The sequence below is a fragment of the Caballeronia sp. LZ065 genome, assembly GCF_031450975.1.
Classification (GTDB): Bacteria; Pseudomonadota; Gammaproteobacteria; order Burkholderiales; family Burkholderiaceae; genus Caballeronia.
In genome coordinates this window covers 286,546-304,586 of sequence record NZ_JARUXV010000001.1, presented here as the reverse complement: position 1 = coordinate 304,586, position 18,041 = coordinate 286,546, and the positions used below count along the sequence as shown (strand labels likewise).

The window sequence follows — 18,041 nt, the reverse complement described above, 5'->3', positions numbered from 1 at the left end:
GACCGATTGAGCAGACTGGGAGACGGCGTACAAAAGGGATAACGGCAAACATCTCAAAAGGTTGAATATCAACCTATAAAGCCCTTCATGTCAGTGGGGTGATCGCCAACTATTCGGGTGGAAAAGGAGGGCGAATGCCGGGAACCGACATGGATCGACTGGCTGGGATGGTGGGGCGGGCGATCGCGAGAAACCGCGTCACAGCGGAGCTGACCCAGGAACAGGTCGCAGAACAGCTGGGAATAGGAAACGAGGCCGTCTCGCGAATCGAGCGGGGGCTGGTCATGCCCAATGTGGCGCGGCTCATGGAGCTGGCCGACATCTTCGATTGCGACATTGCGGATCTGCTGACCGAGGTCAGCAGCCGTTCGAGCGATCAGGCGAGGCACTTGGCACGCTTACTGACGGGTGTGGGCAGCACGGACCGGGAAATGATCGTGGAGATCGTGGAGCGTTTGACGTCCAGGTTTGCCAGGCGTTGAGGGGGCGGCGGTGAGCCTGATAGCGGGGCCGTCGCGCTAATCGGTTTCGACGAGCAAGATCGTCGTGGCGGACCGATCAGCCTCGGTGACGATCCAGGTGACGGAGCCGGTCGGCAGTACAAAGCGCGAGAGAATGCGCATGTCGAGCAATACGGCGAGTTCGTTTTGAAGGCAGTCGCGCTCGCTCAGGTCGCCCCAGTCGCCGTGAAGGTGGCGTGCGAGCAGTAGCAGCTCCGGGACTTGGGCTAGCTCAAGGGCCGCTGCGGCAGCGGGTGTGACGTTTGGACGGCCCGCCTTGAAGCGGACTCGGTTCGCGGTATCGGTTTGTGAGGGCATGATGGTTCCAGTGTGAAAGTGTTTCGCCCCGGTGGCGACGCTCGACGGCGATCGCGGCACGCGGTGGCAAGCAGGGGATGAGTATTAAGAAAGGAAAGCGGGAAACAGCAGAAAGAGAAACCGAGGTCGCTCAGACGCGATGGCGCTGAAGGTCGAACATGGGAAGGTGGCGATGCAAAAGCCGGGCCTCAGTAATCACAGGGCAGCAGCACCGTCGTCACCGAGCGATCCCATTCGGTGATGATCCAGACCTTCACGTTCGGAGAAAGCACGTAGCAGGACAGAACGCGAAGCCCCAATTCAAGGGCGAGTTCGTTCTGCTTGCGGTCTTCTTCAGAGAGAACGCCCCAGTCACCGCGCAAGTGCCGGGAGAGCAGATCGCCGGCCGATACGCTGGTGGCGCGCAGCGCGTCAATCGCGCCGGGTGTGGCAAAGAGACGGCCAAGCCGCAGACGCGGCCTGACCGGTCGCACTTGATATGCATGCATGTTGCGATTCTCCAGATAAAGGTCCTCATAGAGGACGCGCACGTGCCTCCGGGAACCGGATGCACAGGAGGGGAAAAGGAATGACGGCCCGAACGGACCTGCGCTACGGACGTTCGGCAGTCGCTGCTTCAGCGCGCATTGATCGGTCTGTTGACGCGGTCAATTGTGTTGACTGGAAGCCGAGGTCTCGCCGCAACGCGGTGGCTTTGGCCTGTGAACAGCCGAGGTAGCGCCGGATGTCCGCGACCGTCGCACGTACCTGCCCTGCCTCGATGGCTTGCACGAGTCTTGCCAAATCGGTCGGTGGTTGACAGGCCACCGCCGCGTCTGTCGGCGTGACTGCTGGTATGGCTGTCGAATGCAGCGGCACGACGGACACGTGACTCGCCGCGACCGGCGACGACGCTGGCGCGACCGCGCTGACGGCCGGTGAGTCACCGGACCCGACCTCCGGCGTGACTGAGGCGTCCTCAGAAGTCGCGCCGACTACTCGATCACGCGTCCGGTTAGCCGGTCCTAGCGCCAGAAACCAGAACAGACACGCGACGCCTTCGAGTACGCCCGCGAAGACAAGTCCCGATGCGAGGTCTACACGCGCCGCCGTGACGCCGAGTGAATTCGCCAGGCGACTCGTGACCGGATCGTCGCGTACCGAGTCACGCAAAACGTCACGCGCCGCCGTCAAACGTTCCGTTTCTTCGCGCTGACGGTCTTCGGCTACCTGCCACCGCTTCGCTTCGTCGGCTTCCACATCGAGCGCGTCGAGTTTCGCGGCAAGCGACACCCGGATCACGCGCAATGCAGGGCAGTCACCAGCACAATGCCGTGCATCGGCACGTGCTAGCGCCGCCACCACATCAGCGTGTTCTGCGGCAATCGCGGCCGGACCGCGCACAGTCCGTCGCCCCGACGATGACATCATCGGCGCAGTGGGCACGACCACGACCGGCAATGCCGCCACGCGCAAGGCTGCGGCATGTTCCTGCGCGAGCAGGAAGAACGTCGCGTGCCCGTAGCACGTCGTCACCATGCATACGACCCACAAGCCTGCGCCGCCGAGACGCACCACTACGGAAGCCGTACGGCAGAGTGCGGGCAACACGTGGGCACTGACCACCAGCACAGCACCGATGGTGACCCACGCGATGCGCTCGGACAGCCAGCCGCCGCGCTGCCAGCCCGCGAGCACCGAGATGCACAGCGCCGTCACGGTCGAAGCGAGCGCTAGCCAGAGTGCCCACCCAGCAGGCGGAGCGCGACGCTGGACAGTGTAGATCAACGCCATTGTCGATTTCCTCCGTAGTTGGGTTTGCGCTACCGGTTTGCGGTTCACGCGTTTCCTCCTTGTGGTAAAAGACCGTCCAGTCGCCGAAGTACCAGCCATCGAAGAAGAGCAGATCCTCTGCAATGCTCAGTACAGCCTCCAAGCATGGCGTGCACTCTCCGGTCGTCAGGTTGGTGATGTCGCCCGTATCCGGGAAGTACAGCGTTGCGCGCTGTCCATCAATGAAGCGCAGCTTGACCTCCGACGCGTAGGTGGTGTGCACATATTCGAGTGGACCGATGACCGGGCCTGTAAAGCCCCAATCGTCCATGTCGGCATCGGGCGCCTCGCGCCCATGAAAGAGACCGAGATAGAGTCCCGCAGGCAAGTTGGCGTCACGCTCGCCGTACGGCGGCAAACACCGACCATCGCGGCAGATGAAGCAGGGGGATTGCGCAGATTGAGCGACAGCGTTCATGCGGCCTTCCCCGACAGCGCCGCCGCCTTACCATCAAGCTTGTCCAGCAGACTCGGCTTGCTGTTGTCCTGACTACCGTTCCTGTTGTCGGCTCTGCGCGCCGCCGTCCTGTTGCCGGCCGTTGCCGAAGTAGCCGCCGCATCCGGCCCAGTTTCATGAACACCTTCGCCTGATTCGCCACGCTCGTTGCCTTCGCTATCTCGCCCGTCCGACATTTTCGGATAAAACTCTTCCGCCACCGCCGCCCCTTCCTCGATACAGTCTTCGAAGGCGCCGTTGCTGAACCCGATCCGTGCAGCGGCATCGAGCGCCGCCTGATTGAAGCCCGCTGCGCGGCGACGTGCATCCAGCTCACGTGCCTGTACGATGGCTTCCTCCAACGAGCTGCCAGCCCGCACGCCAAGATCAACGTAGTAGATCGCAGAGCGGAAGCTTTGCGTGGTGGACTTGCCGCGCAGCTTCAGTTCCAGTGGCAGACAGGCGAGCAACCCACCCGATACGGCGTTGAAGTAATGCAACCGCGCCGCCAGCGTGCGGATCGAGTTGTACGAGGTGGTGCGGAGGATGAACGAACCGAGTTCATCCTCGTCGCCGATTGCGACGTTTAGCCGGCCGTACGGCTTGCAGCCACCGGCTTCGCCAAACGCGCAGCCGTCCGGGGTCGGGCAACCCATTGCCGTGATGCTGCCATTGGTCACGCGTCGGCACGTTTCACCGTTGCCGACACACAAGGGTCGTCCGGTTTTGCGGTCGAACAGCGAGTACTCGGCGCGCAGGTTCAGGTCCGGATCGTTGAACAGTAGCCTGACCGGGATCGAGCGCAGCTTGCCAGTGGTCGCTTTGCGAAGTGTGTCGTTGAACGGATGCAGCAGCCAGCCGCTTGCGTGCTGCATCTGGCTGGTGATGGTGAACTGGTCATCTTTCTCCGGCAGACGTTTGCCGTTCTTCTCGACAATGCGGCCGATCATGATACGGCCAACAACGGGGGGCGTGATCGCCAGACCCTTGAGCATGGTAATTCTCCTTGGGGACATCAGACGTTAATGAGGAAGCGACGTGAGCCGGGTTTCGTGATGGCATATTGCGACTCAAACTCAGGGTGATCAGCGATAAGCCGCTTCAGATCGATACCGTCTGAATCCTTGCTGCGTCTGAACGAGATTTCGCCGGTCTCGAACACAGCACGGGACGCATCGCCCATCGCCTGCTGAATCGTCTGTTTGAGCTTCGCTTCTTGTCGCTGGCGCGCTTCAATGTCCGCACGAACCGCCACCAGATCCGCGAACGCCGCGCACAGTCGCCGGTCATCCGCGAAATCCACCGTGTCGGCATTACCCGGATACAGACAGCGCAGTGCACGGTCAGCCGATTCGGAACCGTCTGCCGGGGGCGGGGTATCGCTTATGACGTACTGCCAGAACTGCGCTTCGAGCGGGATCAGCCGGGCGATTAGCGCGTCGTCGCGCTCGATGCGGTGGACCGCCAGTTGCTGGCCGCACAGCAATACCGCGACGTCGGCCGCTCGCTTGCCAGTGACGGCAAACTGGTGCTGTACCTGCAACTGCACGTATTCCGGCACGCCGTCACGCCAGAGTCGTGCACCGAACTCGCCCGCCGTCTTGCATTCCAGAATCTGGAGCCCCGGTACGCCCACAATCTCCCTGTCGAGATTGGCCAGCATGAAAGGGATAGTCGGATGCTGAAGGACCGCGTTGACTTTCCGCACGCGGTTGCCGGTCTGTTGCGTATAGGCTGCAGCGACGATGGGTTGGAGTAGCATTCCCCAGTAGACCGGCTCCGTGGTGTCGTGCGGATCGGGTTGGGCGAGATTCGCGTCGCGCCCGGTCTTTTCCAGCCACAGCTCGAGCGCACTCTTGTATGGATTGAGGCCCACTGCTGCTGCGGCGTCGGAGCCACCGATGCCCGTCCTGCGGACCTCCAGCCAGTCGTTGCGGCTCAGGCTGCGTGTTTCGACCAGACGTAATGCAGAACCTTTCCTGATGCTTTTTTCTTCCTGGATGAGTTGCGACATGGTCTTCTCCCAGACGGATAAATAAAAAGCGCCCGATGAGCCGAAGCTCAACCGGGCGCCTTATGACGGAAACAGACGATGGACGACAGGTAACGATGAAACCAGCGGCAATGATTCAGACGACGAGCTTCAGCGCTTCGTCCCATGCCTTCTGCTTGAGCGTTGCTCCGTGACCAAACCACGCAGCGTCGCGCCGGTGGTCTTCGCTGCGCGCACGGCGCTGGTGGTCGACAAACTCGGTGACGCTATTGAGCAACCCCCACGCGGTCCCAGAGGCAGACGCGAGCGTCGCGCCCTTGCCTCGACCGGCGAACAGGTCGTGCACGGCACGGATCGCGCTATCGTTGGTGGTCGCATTCGGCTTGTCCGCAGCCCCCGATGCGCTACCGGTCGGATAGGTCAGCACGCGCCGGAAATAAGCTTCGGCGGATTCGGCCGTCACCTTGCGTTCCGACAACGCTTTCATCCGCACCATGAACCCGTCCCACGACGAAATGGCGATGCCGAGTTGACGCTTCACGGCCTGTGCATCGAACTGGCTACGGTGAGGAACCTTGACCGCTCCGGTGCTGTCACCCAACGCAATGGCGAGGGTGTTATTGCACACGACACGAACAGAGGTGAACTGTGCAGTAGTCGCGAGCGTGCCGTCGCATGCGGTGGCGAGCAGCAGATAACCGTTGACCTTGTCACGCCCCTTGAGCGTCGCGCTCTGGCCGGTGCGGGCGAGCGCCCAGAGCTTCTTGCCGTCCTTCAGGACACCAGCCGTTTCGAGCTCGAAGCCGCCGACCTCGGTCAGGTCGCGATAGAACTCCAGGATCTCTGCGGGCTGGACGACCTGATAGCGGCTTGACACGACGGACAGCGGTGCCCTGGTGTCCGAGCGATACAGCACCTTCTGTTCCGGAAACGCATGGATGGAACCGAGACCAGCGTTGCCCGCTACAAAGCGAACCTCAGACTCTTCAATCTTCCAGTTCATACCTGCCTGATGCGCCCATACTTCGAGCGGCTGGTTGTGGGCGAGTTGATTGCCGAGGCCGTGCCACGGGGCTTCGTTGACGTAGGCCATGGTTTGTACGAGATGCATGAATAGCTCCTTTGTGAAAAGACGAGCGCATAAAGCCCGGCCGAGACCGGGCATACGCGCGCGTTGAAATCAGGATGAGGGAATTCGGGACAGCAGGAGGGCGGTGGGCAAGACTGCCAGGTGAAAGGCCCGACAATGCGGGGGGCGGGTTCAGGCTTTAAGTGGGCGTCTGCTGAACGTGTGGCCGCACTCAAGGCAACGGTAGTTATCGAGGACGTTGTCGTCGATGACTTCACCGACGGTTGTGCCCGCCGCACAGCCTGCGGCTCCGCCGAGGAGTCCACCAATAACGGCGCCTGCGATCAGCCCGAAGACGGAGCCGACAGGGCCGCCGATCATGCCAGCGGTCGCGCCAATTTCTGCGCCCGACATGGCGGCGGTTGCAGTGCTTGCCGCACCGGCGACCGCGCCAATTGCGCCGCCCGTCTTCCTTGCGTAATTTCTCGTTTCGATCTGTTCTGACTGGCACTTTGGACATGGGTGCATATAAGTCATCCCTTCGTGATGGATCTGGTTGGGTCAGGCCGCCTGCGCAGCGTGGACTGCCGTCTTGAGCCGGTCGATCTCTCTGAGCAGGCCGACCGTTGAAAGCACGCTCGCCAGGAACACAATGGCGAACGCGATCAGCACGTCGAGGGGGAAGGCACGGGAAACATGAGCTATTGTCCCTAGGGTTGAAATGCCGACAGGCAAACGCAAGCATCGAACCGGATATGCCGCTCCCACTCGGATACCGATGGCAGCGTTCGAACAAGTTCAAAGATCGGTGTCGTCTTCGAATCGAGCTGCACCTGCGTGCCTTCGAGAATCACGGTTTGCAGATAGAACAGATCGGCGAGCGCATGCACGCCGTGTTGCTCCGCCACGGCACACAGCGATTCGACCGAATTGAGGACTTCGTTCGCAAAGCGTGCGGCAAGCAGTCCGCGTTGCAGTGTGGTGATGGCGGCAAGCGCAAGACTCGCCTGCCTCAGCGGATCGTTCTCTGGAACCTTCAAAGCGCCGAGCACACCGATGTCGACGAGACGATTGATCACGTCGTCCGCAAAGTCCGAACACGAATAGGTCATAAAGGGAATTCTCCAGAATAGCGTCGTATGAAACCGGTCAGGTGAGAAACCGGCGACGTACAGGAGTGGAAGAAAACGGAATGCGTTGATATGACCGGGAATGGGTATCCCCGATACACGTATCTGATCCGTTGCCAGACAAAGCACACAACTGGCTTTGTCCAACGAGGTGATATGTGGCCGAGATTTTTTTGAATCGCGGCAACCAGTCGAAGCCGCTGTACGGCGGGCTCAGACGCACTGCCACCAAACAGCATAAAGCCCAGGGGGTCGCGCCCTTGGGCTTTATGCTGTTTGGTTGAACGGGTGACAGGGGCACAAGTCAACGCGCTAAAACGCGCCAGATGTGCCCATCGCGACCTGGAATTATTTAAAATGATCCGTGCGATCTCGGCAACAAGATTACTGCGCAGACTTTCGCGCACAGGTGCCCAACGTACGATTACGTCGCCAGACGCCCAAAGCGTTGGCCGGCACAGCGGGTAACGATGCGCCCGGGTATTTGAGATACGGAAGAAAGATGACTGAAAAATTACAAGAATGTCTGGTGCAGCCAAACGGGGCGCATTTTTATCGGGGTGATCTCCATATCCACTCTTATGTCGCATCTCACGACGTAAGCGACACCGGAATGACGCCGCAAGCCATCATCGATACTGCGGTACAAGAGAATCTGCAGATTATCGCGGTAGCGGATCACAATGAGATCGGCAATGTTCAGGCTGCTGTTGCAGCCGGCACAGCCGCAGGTATTCTCGTTGTTCCAGCCGTCGAACTCTCCACGCCAGAGGGGCATCTGCTTTGCTATTTTCCGACGGCCGATGTACTTGCACAGTTCCATGGCAGACTCGACCTTGCGGACCGAGGCCAGAGCAATAGCCGCTGCCGCACCGCCATGCATGCCTGCCTGGAACTGACCCAGCAACTCGGCGGATTCTGCATACTCGCCCACGTTGACGTGGGCAATGGCCTCGAAACCAAAGTTCCGGGTGGCTCGCCTCACAAGATTGACATCCTCTGCCACAAGGCCCTGCTTGGCATCGAACTCAGCGCGGCGGGATCGCCGGTGCGCTATGCGCCTGATGACCCCGATAACGTTCGGGCAAACATCGGCAAGCAACGCATTGAAAGGCTCGGTTTGGGGGAACGCCAATATCTTGCTCGGATTCTAAGTTCCGATTCTCACACCGTGAAAGCCCTCGGCCGCAATGCGAATCTGGATCGGAAGCTCACGCGCTACAAGATGTCAACCCCGTCCTTTGAAGGCTTGCGCCACGCGCTTGAGGAGGGGGACTCTCGCATCCGTCTTGAAGAAGAGGTTCCGACGGCCACCCCATACATCCTGGGCGCGATCATAGGTGGCGGATTTCTCAGGGGGCAAAGCATTCATTTCAGCCCCAATCTCAATTGCATCATCGGCGGACGCGGAACAGGAAAATCCACCACATTCGAAGCGGTAAGATGCCTTACAGGCACGGCGTCGGGAGCCGAGGTCGTTGACTCCGAGGTGTGGCCGCAGCTGCTGCATCTTTTCTGGCAGGACGAGGCCGGTCAGCAACATTCAATTTCCAGGGCGATCGGCGAAGGTCTCACGAATCTTGACGATCCGCTTGACGGGCCAGTTGCTTTCGAACTCGATTGCTTCGGTCAGGGAGAAGCGGGCCGCGTGCGGGAGCAGGCCAGGAGTGATCCACTTGCTCTGATGAAGTATCTTGACACATTCACGAGGGCTCAGGATGCGGTCGATGAGGAGCATATAGTCCGGGACAATCTGGCGACCCAGCGTGAAAAGATCATCGAGGCCGAAAAGAAGGTGGAAGCCATTGCACCCACGCAACGCGCATTGAGTACGATACAGCAGCAGCTAAAAGCGTTTGAAGCCGTCAAGGGTTCCGAAGTGATTACGCTTCAGCGTAGTCTGGCAAGCGAGAAAACCAGGCGTGACCTTTTCGAAGAAGAAATGGCTGACCTGGAAGAACAGATCGGGGATAGCTCGCTTGTCGAGGCAGCGGCATCACTACGCTCGATCGTCGATGCAACGGATATTGTGACCGGGCGCACCGAAGCCGCCGAAGTCCTGGCGGCCGTGAAGAGTTTTCGCGGTTATCTTGAACGGACGCGAGATGAAGTCGCCTGCGAATTTGACGAGTTTCAGACCAAGGCGAATGCAGCGCTCGAACGCTGGGTCGCGAAAGAGAAGCCGATTCGCGAAGAAATCGAAACCAAGCGAGCCGCTCTGGAATCGAAGGGAATCAAGCTTGACATGGCGCATGTGGCGCAATTGACGAAAGACGAAGCAAAGCAACAAAAATTGCTGGCGAATCTGAAGACGTTCGAGCCGCAGCTCAAAACATTGCGCGCCCAGTACGTGACGCTTCTCTCCGAAAGATGGCTGGCCCGGAAAAAGGTCGCAGCACTACGGCAGGCTTACGCCATCAAAGCGTCTCGCGCACTCGCCGAGGTCCTGTCGGACTTCCAGGTCAAACTGCAATATGTCGAAAGCGGGTTTTCTACTGAGGCAGTAAGCATCATCGCCGGCGCGATGAGCTGGCGCACGGTGAACCATTCCAAGTCGCGCCTGATTGTTGAAAAACTTACTATCCCTGGCCTGCTCAACGCGATCTCAAAGTCGCAACCTACTGCACTGACGGAAATCAGGAATGGCGATATTCAAGAGTTTTCGACCTCCGAGGCCCGGGAAATCCTGGAAAAACTGAGCGAGCCGCCATTGCGTGCAGCGCTTGAACACTGTCATCTCGATGATTTGCCGCGATTGACGGTGAGCCGGCGAATCGATGGCGGGGAGAAGCCGAAATTCATGCAACGCGACTTCTCTCAACTCTCGTTGGGGCAACAGCAGTCCGTTCTACTTGCACTCATTCTCTCTTCTGACAGCAAACGTCCACTCATCATCGACCAACCCGAGGACAACCTCGACAGCGAGTTCATTTTTCACACCTTCGTTCCCGTGCTGCGTCGCGCGAAGGAACGGCGACAGGTGATCATCGTCACCCACAATGCCAATATCGCCGTTCTTGGCGACGCCGAGCAGTTGATTGTGTTCAAGAGCAACAGCGACCACAGCGTGATCGTGGCGCGGGGTTCAATTGACGACAAGGTAGCTCAAGATGCAGCGTGCAAAATCCTTGAGGGCGCGCGGGAAGCGTTCACACGTCGGGCAAGGATCTATGGAATAAACTGACATGCTGAATGATCGCTTAGCGATCGCTCGTCTTCTGGCCGTGCAACTGCACTCCGACGGGTGAATATGGTAGGGGCGCATCCGGGTATTATGTTGCCGTGCGCGAACTTTGAGTTTGATTCGAGCCCCGCCGACCGTGAAATGGTCGGGGAGCGAGTGCCTAGAGGATCAGGTGAGCGGGCGGACATCCGCTCGCGCAGCTCGTGTAGGCCGGCATAAATCAAGCGTGCGCTAAGGAAAATAAAAATGCCCCTGCGAATCCACAGACGACCGGACATTTCCGCTGCAATGTCAAGCCAATCAAACTGCGCCATATAAGGAAAGAAGATGCAGGTTCGATTTGTCGCACAACCACACGGTAACCAATTAGGAAAACTCTTTTTAAGCGAGCTGGCGAACCCTCAGCCGCCCACGGCCGTGACCATCGTGTCAGCGTTCGTAGCGCGTGCAACAATTCACCGCTTGAAATCTCGCCTTCGCGAGCTTCATGCCGCTGGAACGAAAGTACGGCTTGTGATTGGTGTCGATATGGGCGGCACGAGCAAGGAAGTCCTGCGAGAGCTTTGCTCCTGGTCCCCGATTGAGGTCTTCGTTTTCAAGAACAAGAAAGCCGGCGTCACATTCCACCCGAAGATCTACGTGGTCGAACGCGATCACGTAGCTGACTTTTTCGTGGGATCAAACAACCTTACTGATGGCGGACTCTTCAAGAACTACGAGGGGGCTGTTCATCTGTCATACTCCTTACCGACAGATGCAGCTTCGCTTACGGCCGCGAAATCCGAACTGTCAAAGTTCCTTACCCCCGACGCACCTGTTGCAAAGCTGCTCGACGAAGAATACTTAACGAAACTGCTTGAGAGATCAGACATCCCCAGTGAGGCAGAAAGTCGACAGCGCGCAAGAGCAGCCAAGGTAGGATCGCCCTCGTCGGCAGCTGACGATGTCTTCGGCTTTGAACCGACTCCCGGTGCACTTGAGTTGCCACCGAACTACCAAGATCTGGTACTTACGGCCAATTCCGCAAAACTATCTGAAATCAAAAAGGGGGCTAAAAAAGCCGCCCAATCCGGCACGAAGAAGGTTAAGAAGGGCGGGATTATGGCTGCTGAGCCGCTGGCTCAGATTGCCCCTGTCTCTTTCTACATGGAGCTAAATGCCACAGAAGGGGCCAAACCAAAAGCGGGCGAGAAGTCCAACATCCCTGGCGAACAACGTATCCCTCTACCAGCCATCTGGTCAGCCCAGGATTATTGGGGGTGGCCCGACAATTACACCCTATCCATAAATCCAGGCGCCAATAGAAAACGCGCAAAGAAAGACGAAGATCCGAACAAGGAAAAAGTGGATCGCATCTACCGTAACTGGTATCCCATTTGGGATTTATCTCTAGTCGGAGACGCCACCAAGAGGATTCGCAGAGCGGTCCGAATGTACTTCTACGAAAATAGTTCTGACTTCCGCTTTACGGCAGGGGAGCTGAAGTCGTGGGGCGAACCTGGAGACATCGTCAAAATCACCCGAGTCGATGACGGCACGGTAGATTTCAGTTGCGAACTTGTGAAAAAGGCCCACCCGCTCCATGCTAAGTGGGCCGCCTACTGCAAGACGGGGGAGAAAACGGATCGCGGCTTCGGATTCGATTAACCGTCTTTGCGAAGCCGGAGGACTACGTTTTCTGTGATCGCGTTTTTTATATGCACCAGGTTCTCCGTGGTCACGGAAATGTCGATGCGCTCCATCCGTCTGAAGCCGCAGGCTTCCGCAATGTCTTCGACCAGGTCGGTGGACGGAATGCGGATGTCTTGGTCGTCCACTGTCATCTTGCTGTCGCCGATCACAATCATAGCTTCGGCGCCGACTTTGCAAAGGCGATGAAGTTGTGTAAGTACCGCCTGCATGTCGCTCAAGAAGCGATGGATGAGTGCCGGCATGTTCTGTTTGCGAAACCCGGCCTCGTCCGATTTACTTACCCTATCGTGCAAGTCCCGAACGAAGTGCAGGCACGACACAGGTAGTGCGTCGTCATCTTTGAAGGTGCCCTCGATACGTTTGCGCACACCAGTGGAAATCTCTCGGCTTCCAATCAGGGTTTGCTCGATTGGGCGCCGGCCAGCGCCTCCCAAGCCGAACAGCGTTAGGAGGGAGAGTCGATCGGTATCAATGTAGGGCAATGCCATAGCGTACGGCGGGCTGGTCAAGACCATATCGACGGTGCCGGCGCTCAGGCCCAAGGCGTCGTAAGTTGCGGCAATTCTGTTGTCCCCCACGACAGCCGAAGCCGAATGAAACGCGTTGGGAGCGTGGCCCCGCACCTTCCAGAACTTCTCGACCCTCGAAAACTGCAACGACAGTTGTTGGCGGAAAAGGCCAAGCACATCCGCGTCCTCAAGCATTTCTTTTCGATAGCGGATTCTCAGGTCGCTGGGCTCCTGCTGCGAAACATCCCGAATGATCGAACTGAACACCACTTCGAGAAAATCCCGGCTTACACCCTCACTTCCCGCGCGGATGGTCTTCAATAGCCAGTTCAACTTCCTCGCCACCGGTGTCGCGAACCAGTTGTAAATCTCGTCCATGCACGCGGGGTCGAACTGATCCAAAGTGTTCGGCATCTTTGCGGGTGCGCCGTCCAGTGCTTCGAGCACACTAGATACGACCTCGGTGAGAACGTCAGGGTCCTGGTCGAGCACGTTGCTCTTGGCCTTTGCAATTTTCGCGGCCAAGGGGTGAACATCGCATCCAAGCGCGGAGTAACCGTTGAGATAGCCTTCCAGCAGGGTGGTTCCGCTCCCGCAAAACGGGTCGAGAATGCGCGCTCCCTGCGGCAGCGAGCGCTGGTTGATTAGCGCTTTCGCTAGCTGGGGATAAAACTTACCCTTGTAGGGATGTAGGCCGTGCGTCACATATTTCGGATCTTTCCGTGCGGCTGGGCTGGATGCCATGCCATTTTCGAGTATGGCCTGCCATGTGGGTTCGCTGTGCCCCGAAGGAAACTCTACCTTGTGGGTGAACGCCATCGAACGGTATCGCACGAGATCGGCCACGCTGGCCTCAATCCCTGTTTCGGGTTCTGCCGTGCCCCCTTCACGAACCCTCAGCGTTTGCTCGTAGGGCCAGAACTTGTACGGTGGGGGCTGAAGTAATACGTGCGTCGGACCTTCCTTCTTCCGCAGCACAAGGATACTTTCCTTGGACGCTCGCCTTCCCGCCGGCGTGAACGATCGTTTGACCCTATGAACTTCGCGTTCGAAGACGTCTGCCGCATCGAATCCGAGTCTTTCCGCATCGCGAGCGAGGATGCGCGCCGTGTCATACGTGGTGCCCTCGTAGACCGAGTCCCCGATCACCAGTACGGCATAACGCCCATTTTTTAGAACCCTCGACATTCCCTCAATGGCCGCCACCATGTCATTGTGGTATGTGTCGAAACCACTCGACTCGCGTTGGTGTTTCAGATGCGAGCCGATTTCGAGCTTACCGAACGCGACAGGGTCGTGACCAAGCCAGAGCAGGCGGAAGCGATGGTAAAGGTGATAGTCCATCGCGTTGCCATAAGGCGGAGACGTGACGATCAAATCCACCGAGCCGTCAGGAAGCCCATCTTCCGGGATCGCCCTGACGTCACCCGTCAGAAAATACGACACGCCGTAACGCGTGGCCGCAGCGTTCCTGGCCACGGAGCGCATAACCAGTTCGAACTCTTTGATGAACCGCTTAGTTGTTTCACCCACCGGGATTTCGCGGGGCACGCTCTTGTAGCGTGTCTCCGAATCCTGGAATGATGCGGACAGTACCGTTCGTGACAACGCAAGGGAAACGATGTCCTTCGCCGTATCGTCGGCCAATGCCGCGATGCGTTGCCGAATATGAGCCAGTTCGCCATAGGAGGAGTCAGGAAACCACTTCTCGCGGTTGGTGATGACCGGCGCGAATTGAGCGTACTTCCTGACCGTCTCGGCTGGATCGCGGGGAAGGGTCGGCACCAGAGCACGGAGTGCTCCATGTAGCAAATGAAGTTCGGCGGTTGCTTCGGCGCTCACTCGTGCGGTTTTGACTCGCCCGATAAGAGCTGCAACCGGATTGGCATCCAGGCTCACCGCCCGACGACCGAGACGGATCGCTTCCAAAGCGGTAGTTCCGCTGCCACCGAATGGATCGAATACGAGTTCCCCCTTCGAACTTAGGAGAGAAACGAAGGTGCCTGGCAACTGTGGAATGAACTTTGCCGGGTAAGGATGCAGATCATGCCCCAAGAACCGGGTGTCGTCGTCCGTAAACGACAGATCAATGGTTTTCAAATATGCGATTGCCGCATCGGCGGTCCCGAAATGAAGCGGGCTTTCCTCGTAGATGGGAACAGTAACGTCGGCTTCGTCGGTCGCGGCGAAAATTGAGAGCTGAGCTTGAGCATTGGGTCTAGGATTGGCCATGACCACCTTACATCTGGGATTTTTTGACATACCCAGATTTTCTCTCAATAGACAGTACATGGCAAACTGCAAATGCAGCTTTTCGATGCATACCATCGTTCTCACGTCGCCTGCTGCCGGGTGCTTCGGATGCATGTCGCCTTGGCATAAGGCAGGCACCGTCAGCATTGAACCTGCGACCAGCGTATTAAGAGTTGGGTCGCCGCTTTTGTTTCGGCTGGCGAGTCTTCTCTGCATCTTGGCATGACATACGATCGGAGCGGCCGACAGACGCGGCAGAATGGTTGGCGGACCAGCACAGAAACCGCCTCAGCATGATGCTGTGGGCGCATCTAGTTCTCAGTACCGCTCCGAATGATCCGGAAATCGCACGGTGCATGGCCTTCACGTGGTACGCGCCACCCTTGGGCGAACAAGGTCACTCAGCAGCGTGTAACGCTCATAGGGAAAATGAATGTCGAACAGGCGTGATCTGAATTCATTCCATCGGGCGCAGCTTTACGAAGAGGTCTGGACCATCCCGATGGTGCATGTCGGCAAAAAGTATGGCCTTTCTGGAACCGCAATTAAGCGCATATGCGACGAGCTTCATATACCTGTTCCCGAGCCAGGACATTGGACGCGGGCGGAGCTGGGACATTCTGTTCAGCGCCCTCCGCTTCCGGCATTGTCGGAACAGCCGACGACCAAAGCGGCATCTCCGATCGGCGCCCGGCCGGTACGCAAAAGAGGGCTCGTCGAGACACCACGACCTGCGTCTGATGAACGTGCAGTAGATCGCATCGGGATGGCGGCCAGACAGACGCGTGAACGTTGGCACCCAATGCTCAACGGCCTGCGCCAACAGATGGAGAAAGACGCCGGTAAAGCAGACCAACTGAAGAAAAAACATGACTGGGAACAAGCTCATCCGGGAAAGAAATACCCCACGCTCCCGGAAGTCATTTATGGGAACTGGGAATATTTTTGCGACGCCGGACAATTGCTCCTGACGTTAACTCACCGGAAGTTGGTCGCCCGCTTGTCTTTGGACTGCTACAAGAGAGGACTCTCCTTGCTCAATGCCATCTGCCATCAGGCCGAACAGAGGGGATACTCAGTAAGTATGCAACAAGGCGAAGAGCGACTCAGGTTGTCTCGAGACGAAGCCTATGTCGAGCTTCGGATTACCGAAAAACTGGTTGCTGGAATTCGATACCGCGTGAATAGCTGGGACAAGTCTAGGCAACCTGTTCGGACACGAACCGCTACGGGGAAACTTGCGCTATTTGTGGAGCGACAAGGTACGGGGCAGACGGAGCTCGCCGACCGCCCAGATGAATTGCTGGAGAATCAATTCGATCGGATTTTCGAGGCCATCGAACATCAGCATAAAGGGTCACTGGCACGAGTTGCCGAACGGGCGAAATGGGAACAGGACAGGAGAGAGTCAGAAATCAGACGACAGGAAGAAGAGCGACAGCGGAGGGAGGCGCAAAGAAGGTGCGAGGAGGAGACCCAGCAGCGTCAGGCATTGATTTCGGAAGTCGATGATTGGCAACGCGCCGAACTGATCCGTGCTTATCTGACAATGCTCGATAGCCGCATCGGCGACGGTGGTCAAACAATGGACGGTTACTCTCAATGGCGGGCCTGGGCGCAAGTGGTTGCCAACGACCTCGATCGTAGTGACCATCGCGTTGGACCATGCGCTTGAATCAAGCGCGCCGCCCTCGCGACATGAGGGAACGAACGCGGACGCTCTCTCAATACATGTGGATTGAGATTGTGCGACGTTGACAAAAATCGGTTACAGGGGGGTTACATGACATCGTAAAATGAAAAAGGGTTACAGGCAAATCACCTGTAACCCTTTGCTATTCTTGGTGGAGAGGAGGAGGATCGAACTCCCGACCTTCGCATTGCGAACGCGACGCTCTCCCAGCTGAGCTACCCCCCCAACGAAACAAAATAATATCACAGCGGATTGGCCGAGGTGCGAGCCATCGGACGATAGCGGCTCACCGGCTTACTTGCTAGGCGCGCCAGCCAGCACCCAGGCCACAACCGTCTTGATATCTGCGTCGCTCATTCGCGGGTGGGAAGGCATCGGAATCGATCCCCAGACTCCTGCGCCTCCGTTCTTAACCTTCTTCTCAAGCTGCACGCTAGCTTGCGGTTTCCCTTTGTACTTCTCCGCCACTTGCTGAAACGAGGGCCCAACGAGCTTGCGATCAACCGCATGACACCCCATGCAAGCGTTACTGCGAGCGATGGCCATCGCGTCAGCGGCAGAAACAGCCTGCTCCGCCGCCTGCGCATCGATAGCCACCGCAACCATCGCAACAACAACCACCCCCCCCCGCATCGTCATTTAACCGCCGGCGCAGAAGAAGACCCTGAGGAAGCCCCCGGATGCACATCCGAATTCTTCACCGGCGCCGGTGCCTGCTGATCAAGCGGACGCGACGTCACGCCCGAATCAGGCACCGTCCCCACCGTAGCCTCAGCCGGAGCCGGCGCACCCGCCGCCGACACCGCGCTTGCATCCGATGCCGCCGCAGCCTCCAGCGCCCGCGCTTCTTCCGGCTTGATGTACTGATACACCTTCACCACTTGTTCCACACCCGGCACGCGCGCCGCGACATCCGCGCCATGCGCACCTTCATCCTGCGTCACAAGCCCCATCAGATAAACGATGCTGCGCTCGCACACCACCTTGTAGTAATTCGCGCGCAGATCCTTCTCGCCGACCATCGCCGTCTTCACGCGCGTTTCGAGATACGAGTCATTAGCCCGCGACGAAAGCGAACTCGCCCCCTGCACCGACAGCTCATTAACAATGCTGCCCACGTTGTTGATGTCGCGCACCACCGCCTCGGCCTTCTGCTTTGCCGCATCATCAGGAACCTCCCCAGTCAGCAGCACACGGCGATTGAACACCGTCACGTTCACATGCGCGGTATCGGGCAGGTTCTCGTTGATGCGCGAAAGCGCCTTCACCTGAATCTCGCGGTCTTCCGTCTGGGCACCGAGCGTGCGCCGGTCAGTAGCGATCAATGTTCCTCCAGCCGCCGCGCCGACCACTGCAAGCGCACAGCCCTGCAACGTCAACGCAACTCCCGACAACATGCTCAGCACCAGCGTGGCATTGGCCAAAGTCGCCTTGACGCGTGTCTTGTTCATC

The 18,041-nt window shown here is 58.4% G+C and carries 15 protein-coding genes and 1 tRNA gene; 5 read left to right on the top strand and 11 right to left on the bottom strand.

Features of this window, described 5'->3' with window-relative positions:
- The first annotated feature begins 134 nt into the window (after nucleotides 1–134).
- Nucleotides 135–482, top strand: coding sequence for a helix-turn-helix transcriptional regulator (locus QCE63_RS01445; RefSeq protein WP_309829837.1), 348 nt, complete (start codon nucleotides 135–137; stop codon nucleotides 480–482).
- 36 nt (nucleotides 483–518) lie between these two features.
- Here the strand turns inward: QCE63_RS01445 and QCE63_RS01440 are convergent, their stop codons facing one another.
- From QCE63_RS01440 to QCE63_RS01415, 6 genes are all read right to left on the bottom strand, one after another.
- Nucleotides 519–818: a hypothetical protein gene (locus tag QCE63_RS01440; protein ID WP_309829835.1), complete on the bottom strand. Its 300-nt coding sequence runs from the start codon at nucleotides 816–818 to the stop codon at nucleotides 519–521.
- A 188-nt stretch (nucleotides 819–1,006) separates the two neighbouring features.
- Complete coding sequence (locus tag QCE63_RS01435) at nucleotides 1,007–1,348, bottom strand: hypothetical protein (protein WP_404990074.1); 342 nt, start codon at nucleotides 1,346–1,348, stop codon at nucleotides 1,007–1,009.
- 61 nt (nucleotides 1,349–1,409) lie between these two features.
- Entirely contained in the window at nucleotides 1,410–2,639 is a 1,230-nt protein-coding gene (locus QCE63_RS01430) for a hypothetical protein (RefSeq protein ID WP_309829833.1), read from the bottom strand.
- A 405-nt stretch (nucleotides 2,640–3,044) separates the two neighbouring features.
- On the bottom strand, nucleotides 3,045–4,061 hold the full coding sequence (locus QCE63_RS01425) for a phage capsid protein (RefSeq protein ID WP_309829831.1): 1,017 nt from the start codon (nucleotides 4,059–4,061) through the stop codon (nucleotides 3,045–3,047).
- Nucleotides 4,062–4,081: 20 nt separating this feature from the next.
- The gene (locus QCE63_RS01420; protein WP_309829829.1) at nucleotides 4,082–5,080 is read right to left on the bottom strand and encodes a lambda-exonuclease family protein; all 999 of its coding nucleotides are present in this window, start codon (nucleotides 5,078–5,080) and stop codon (nucleotides 4,082–4,084) included.
- Nucleotides 5,081–5,195: 115 nt separating this feature from the next.
- A complete protein-coding gene (locus QCE63_RS01415; protein ID WP_309829827.1) occupies nucleotides 5,196–6,170 on the bottom strand; it encodes a DUF932 domain-containing protein in 975 nt (324 codons plus the stop codon).
- A gap of 180 nt (nucleotides 6,171–6,350) precedes the next feature.
- Between QCE63_RS01415 and QCE63_RS01410 the strand changes: the two genes are divergently transcribed.
- Nucleotides 6,351–6,632, top strand: a complete 282-nt coding sequence (locus QCE63_RS01410) for a hypothetical protein (protein ID WP_309829825.1) — start codon at nucleotides 6,351–6,353, stop codon at nucleotides 6,630–6,632.
- 206 nt (nucleotides 6,633–6,838) lie between these two features.
- On the opposite strand, the gene QCE63_RS01405 is transcribed toward QCE63_RS01410, so the two are convergent.
- Nucleotides 6,839–7,405 carry a hypothetical protein gene (locus tag QCE63_RS01405; protein WP_309829822.1) on the bottom strand — a complete coding sequence of 189 codons (567 nt, stop codon included), beginning with the start codon at nucleotides 7,403–7,405 and terminating at the stop codon, nucleotides 6,839–6,841.
- A 355-nt stretch (nucleotides 7,406–7,760) separates the two neighbouring features.
- Here QCE63_RS01405 and QCE63_RS01400 point away from each other — a divergent pair, with 355 nt between their 5' ends.
- Complete coding sequence (locus QCE63_RS01400) at nucleotides 7,761–10,442, top strand: TrlF family AAA-like ATPase (protein WP_309829820.1); 2,682 nt, start codon at nucleotides 7,761–7,763, stop codon at nucleotides 10,440–10,442.
- Between the two features lie 327 nt (nucleotides 10,443–10,769).
- On the top strand, nucleotides 10,770–12,089 hold the full coding sequence (locus QCE63_RS01395; RefSeq protein ID WP_309829817.1) for a phospholipase D-like domain-containing protein: 1,320 nt from the start codon (nucleotides 10,770–10,772) through the stop codon (nucleotides 12,087–12,089).
- Here QCE63_RS01395 and QCE63_RS01390 read toward each other — a convergent pair.
- Nucleotides 12,086–15,112 (bottom strand): DNA methyltransferase, encoded by a 3,027-nt coding sequence (locus QCE63_RS01390; protein ID WP_309829815.1) that lies wholly within the window; start codon nucleotides 15,110–15,112, stop codon nucleotides 12,086–12,088. The two genes, QCE63_RS01395 and QCE63_RS01390, sit on opposite strands and share 4 nt — an antisense overlap.
- 217 nt (nucleotides 15,113–15,329) lie before the next feature.
- Here QCE63_RS01390 and QCE63_RS01385 point away from each other — a divergent pair, with 217 nt between their 5' ends.
- Nucleotides 15,330–16,571, top strand: coding sequence for a hypothetical protein (locus tag QCE63_RS01385; RefSeq protein ID WP_309829814.1), 1,242 nt, complete (start codon nucleotides 15,330–15,332; stop codon nucleotides 16,569–16,571).
- 167 nt (nucleotides 16,572–16,738) lie between these two features.
- On the opposite strand, the gene QCE63_RS01380 is transcribed toward QCE63_RS01385, so the two are convergent.
- The 3 genes from QCE63_RS01380 to QCE63_RS01370 all read right to left on the bottom strand — a co-directional run bounded on the left by QCE63_RS01380 (nucleotide 16,739) and on the right by QCE63_RS01370 (nucleotide 18,040).
- Nucleotides 16,739–16,814, bottom strand: a tRNA-Ala gene (locus QCE63_RS01380).
- 69 nt (nucleotides 16,815–16,883) lie between these two features.
- Nucleotides 16,884–17,222: a c-type cytochrome gene (locus QCE63_RS01375; protein ID WP_309833634.1), complete on the bottom strand. Its 339-nt coding sequence runs from the start codon at nucleotides 17,220–17,222 to the stop codon at nucleotides 16,884–16,886.
- Nucleotides 17,223–17,224: 2 nt separating this feature from the next.
- Nucleotides 17,225–18,040, bottom strand: a complete 816-nt coding sequence (locus QCE63_RS01370; protein ID WP_309829812.1) for a BON domain-containing protein — start codon at nucleotides 18,038–18,040, stop codon at nucleotides 17,225–17,227.
- Nucleotide 18,041 lies beyond the last annotated feature (1 nt).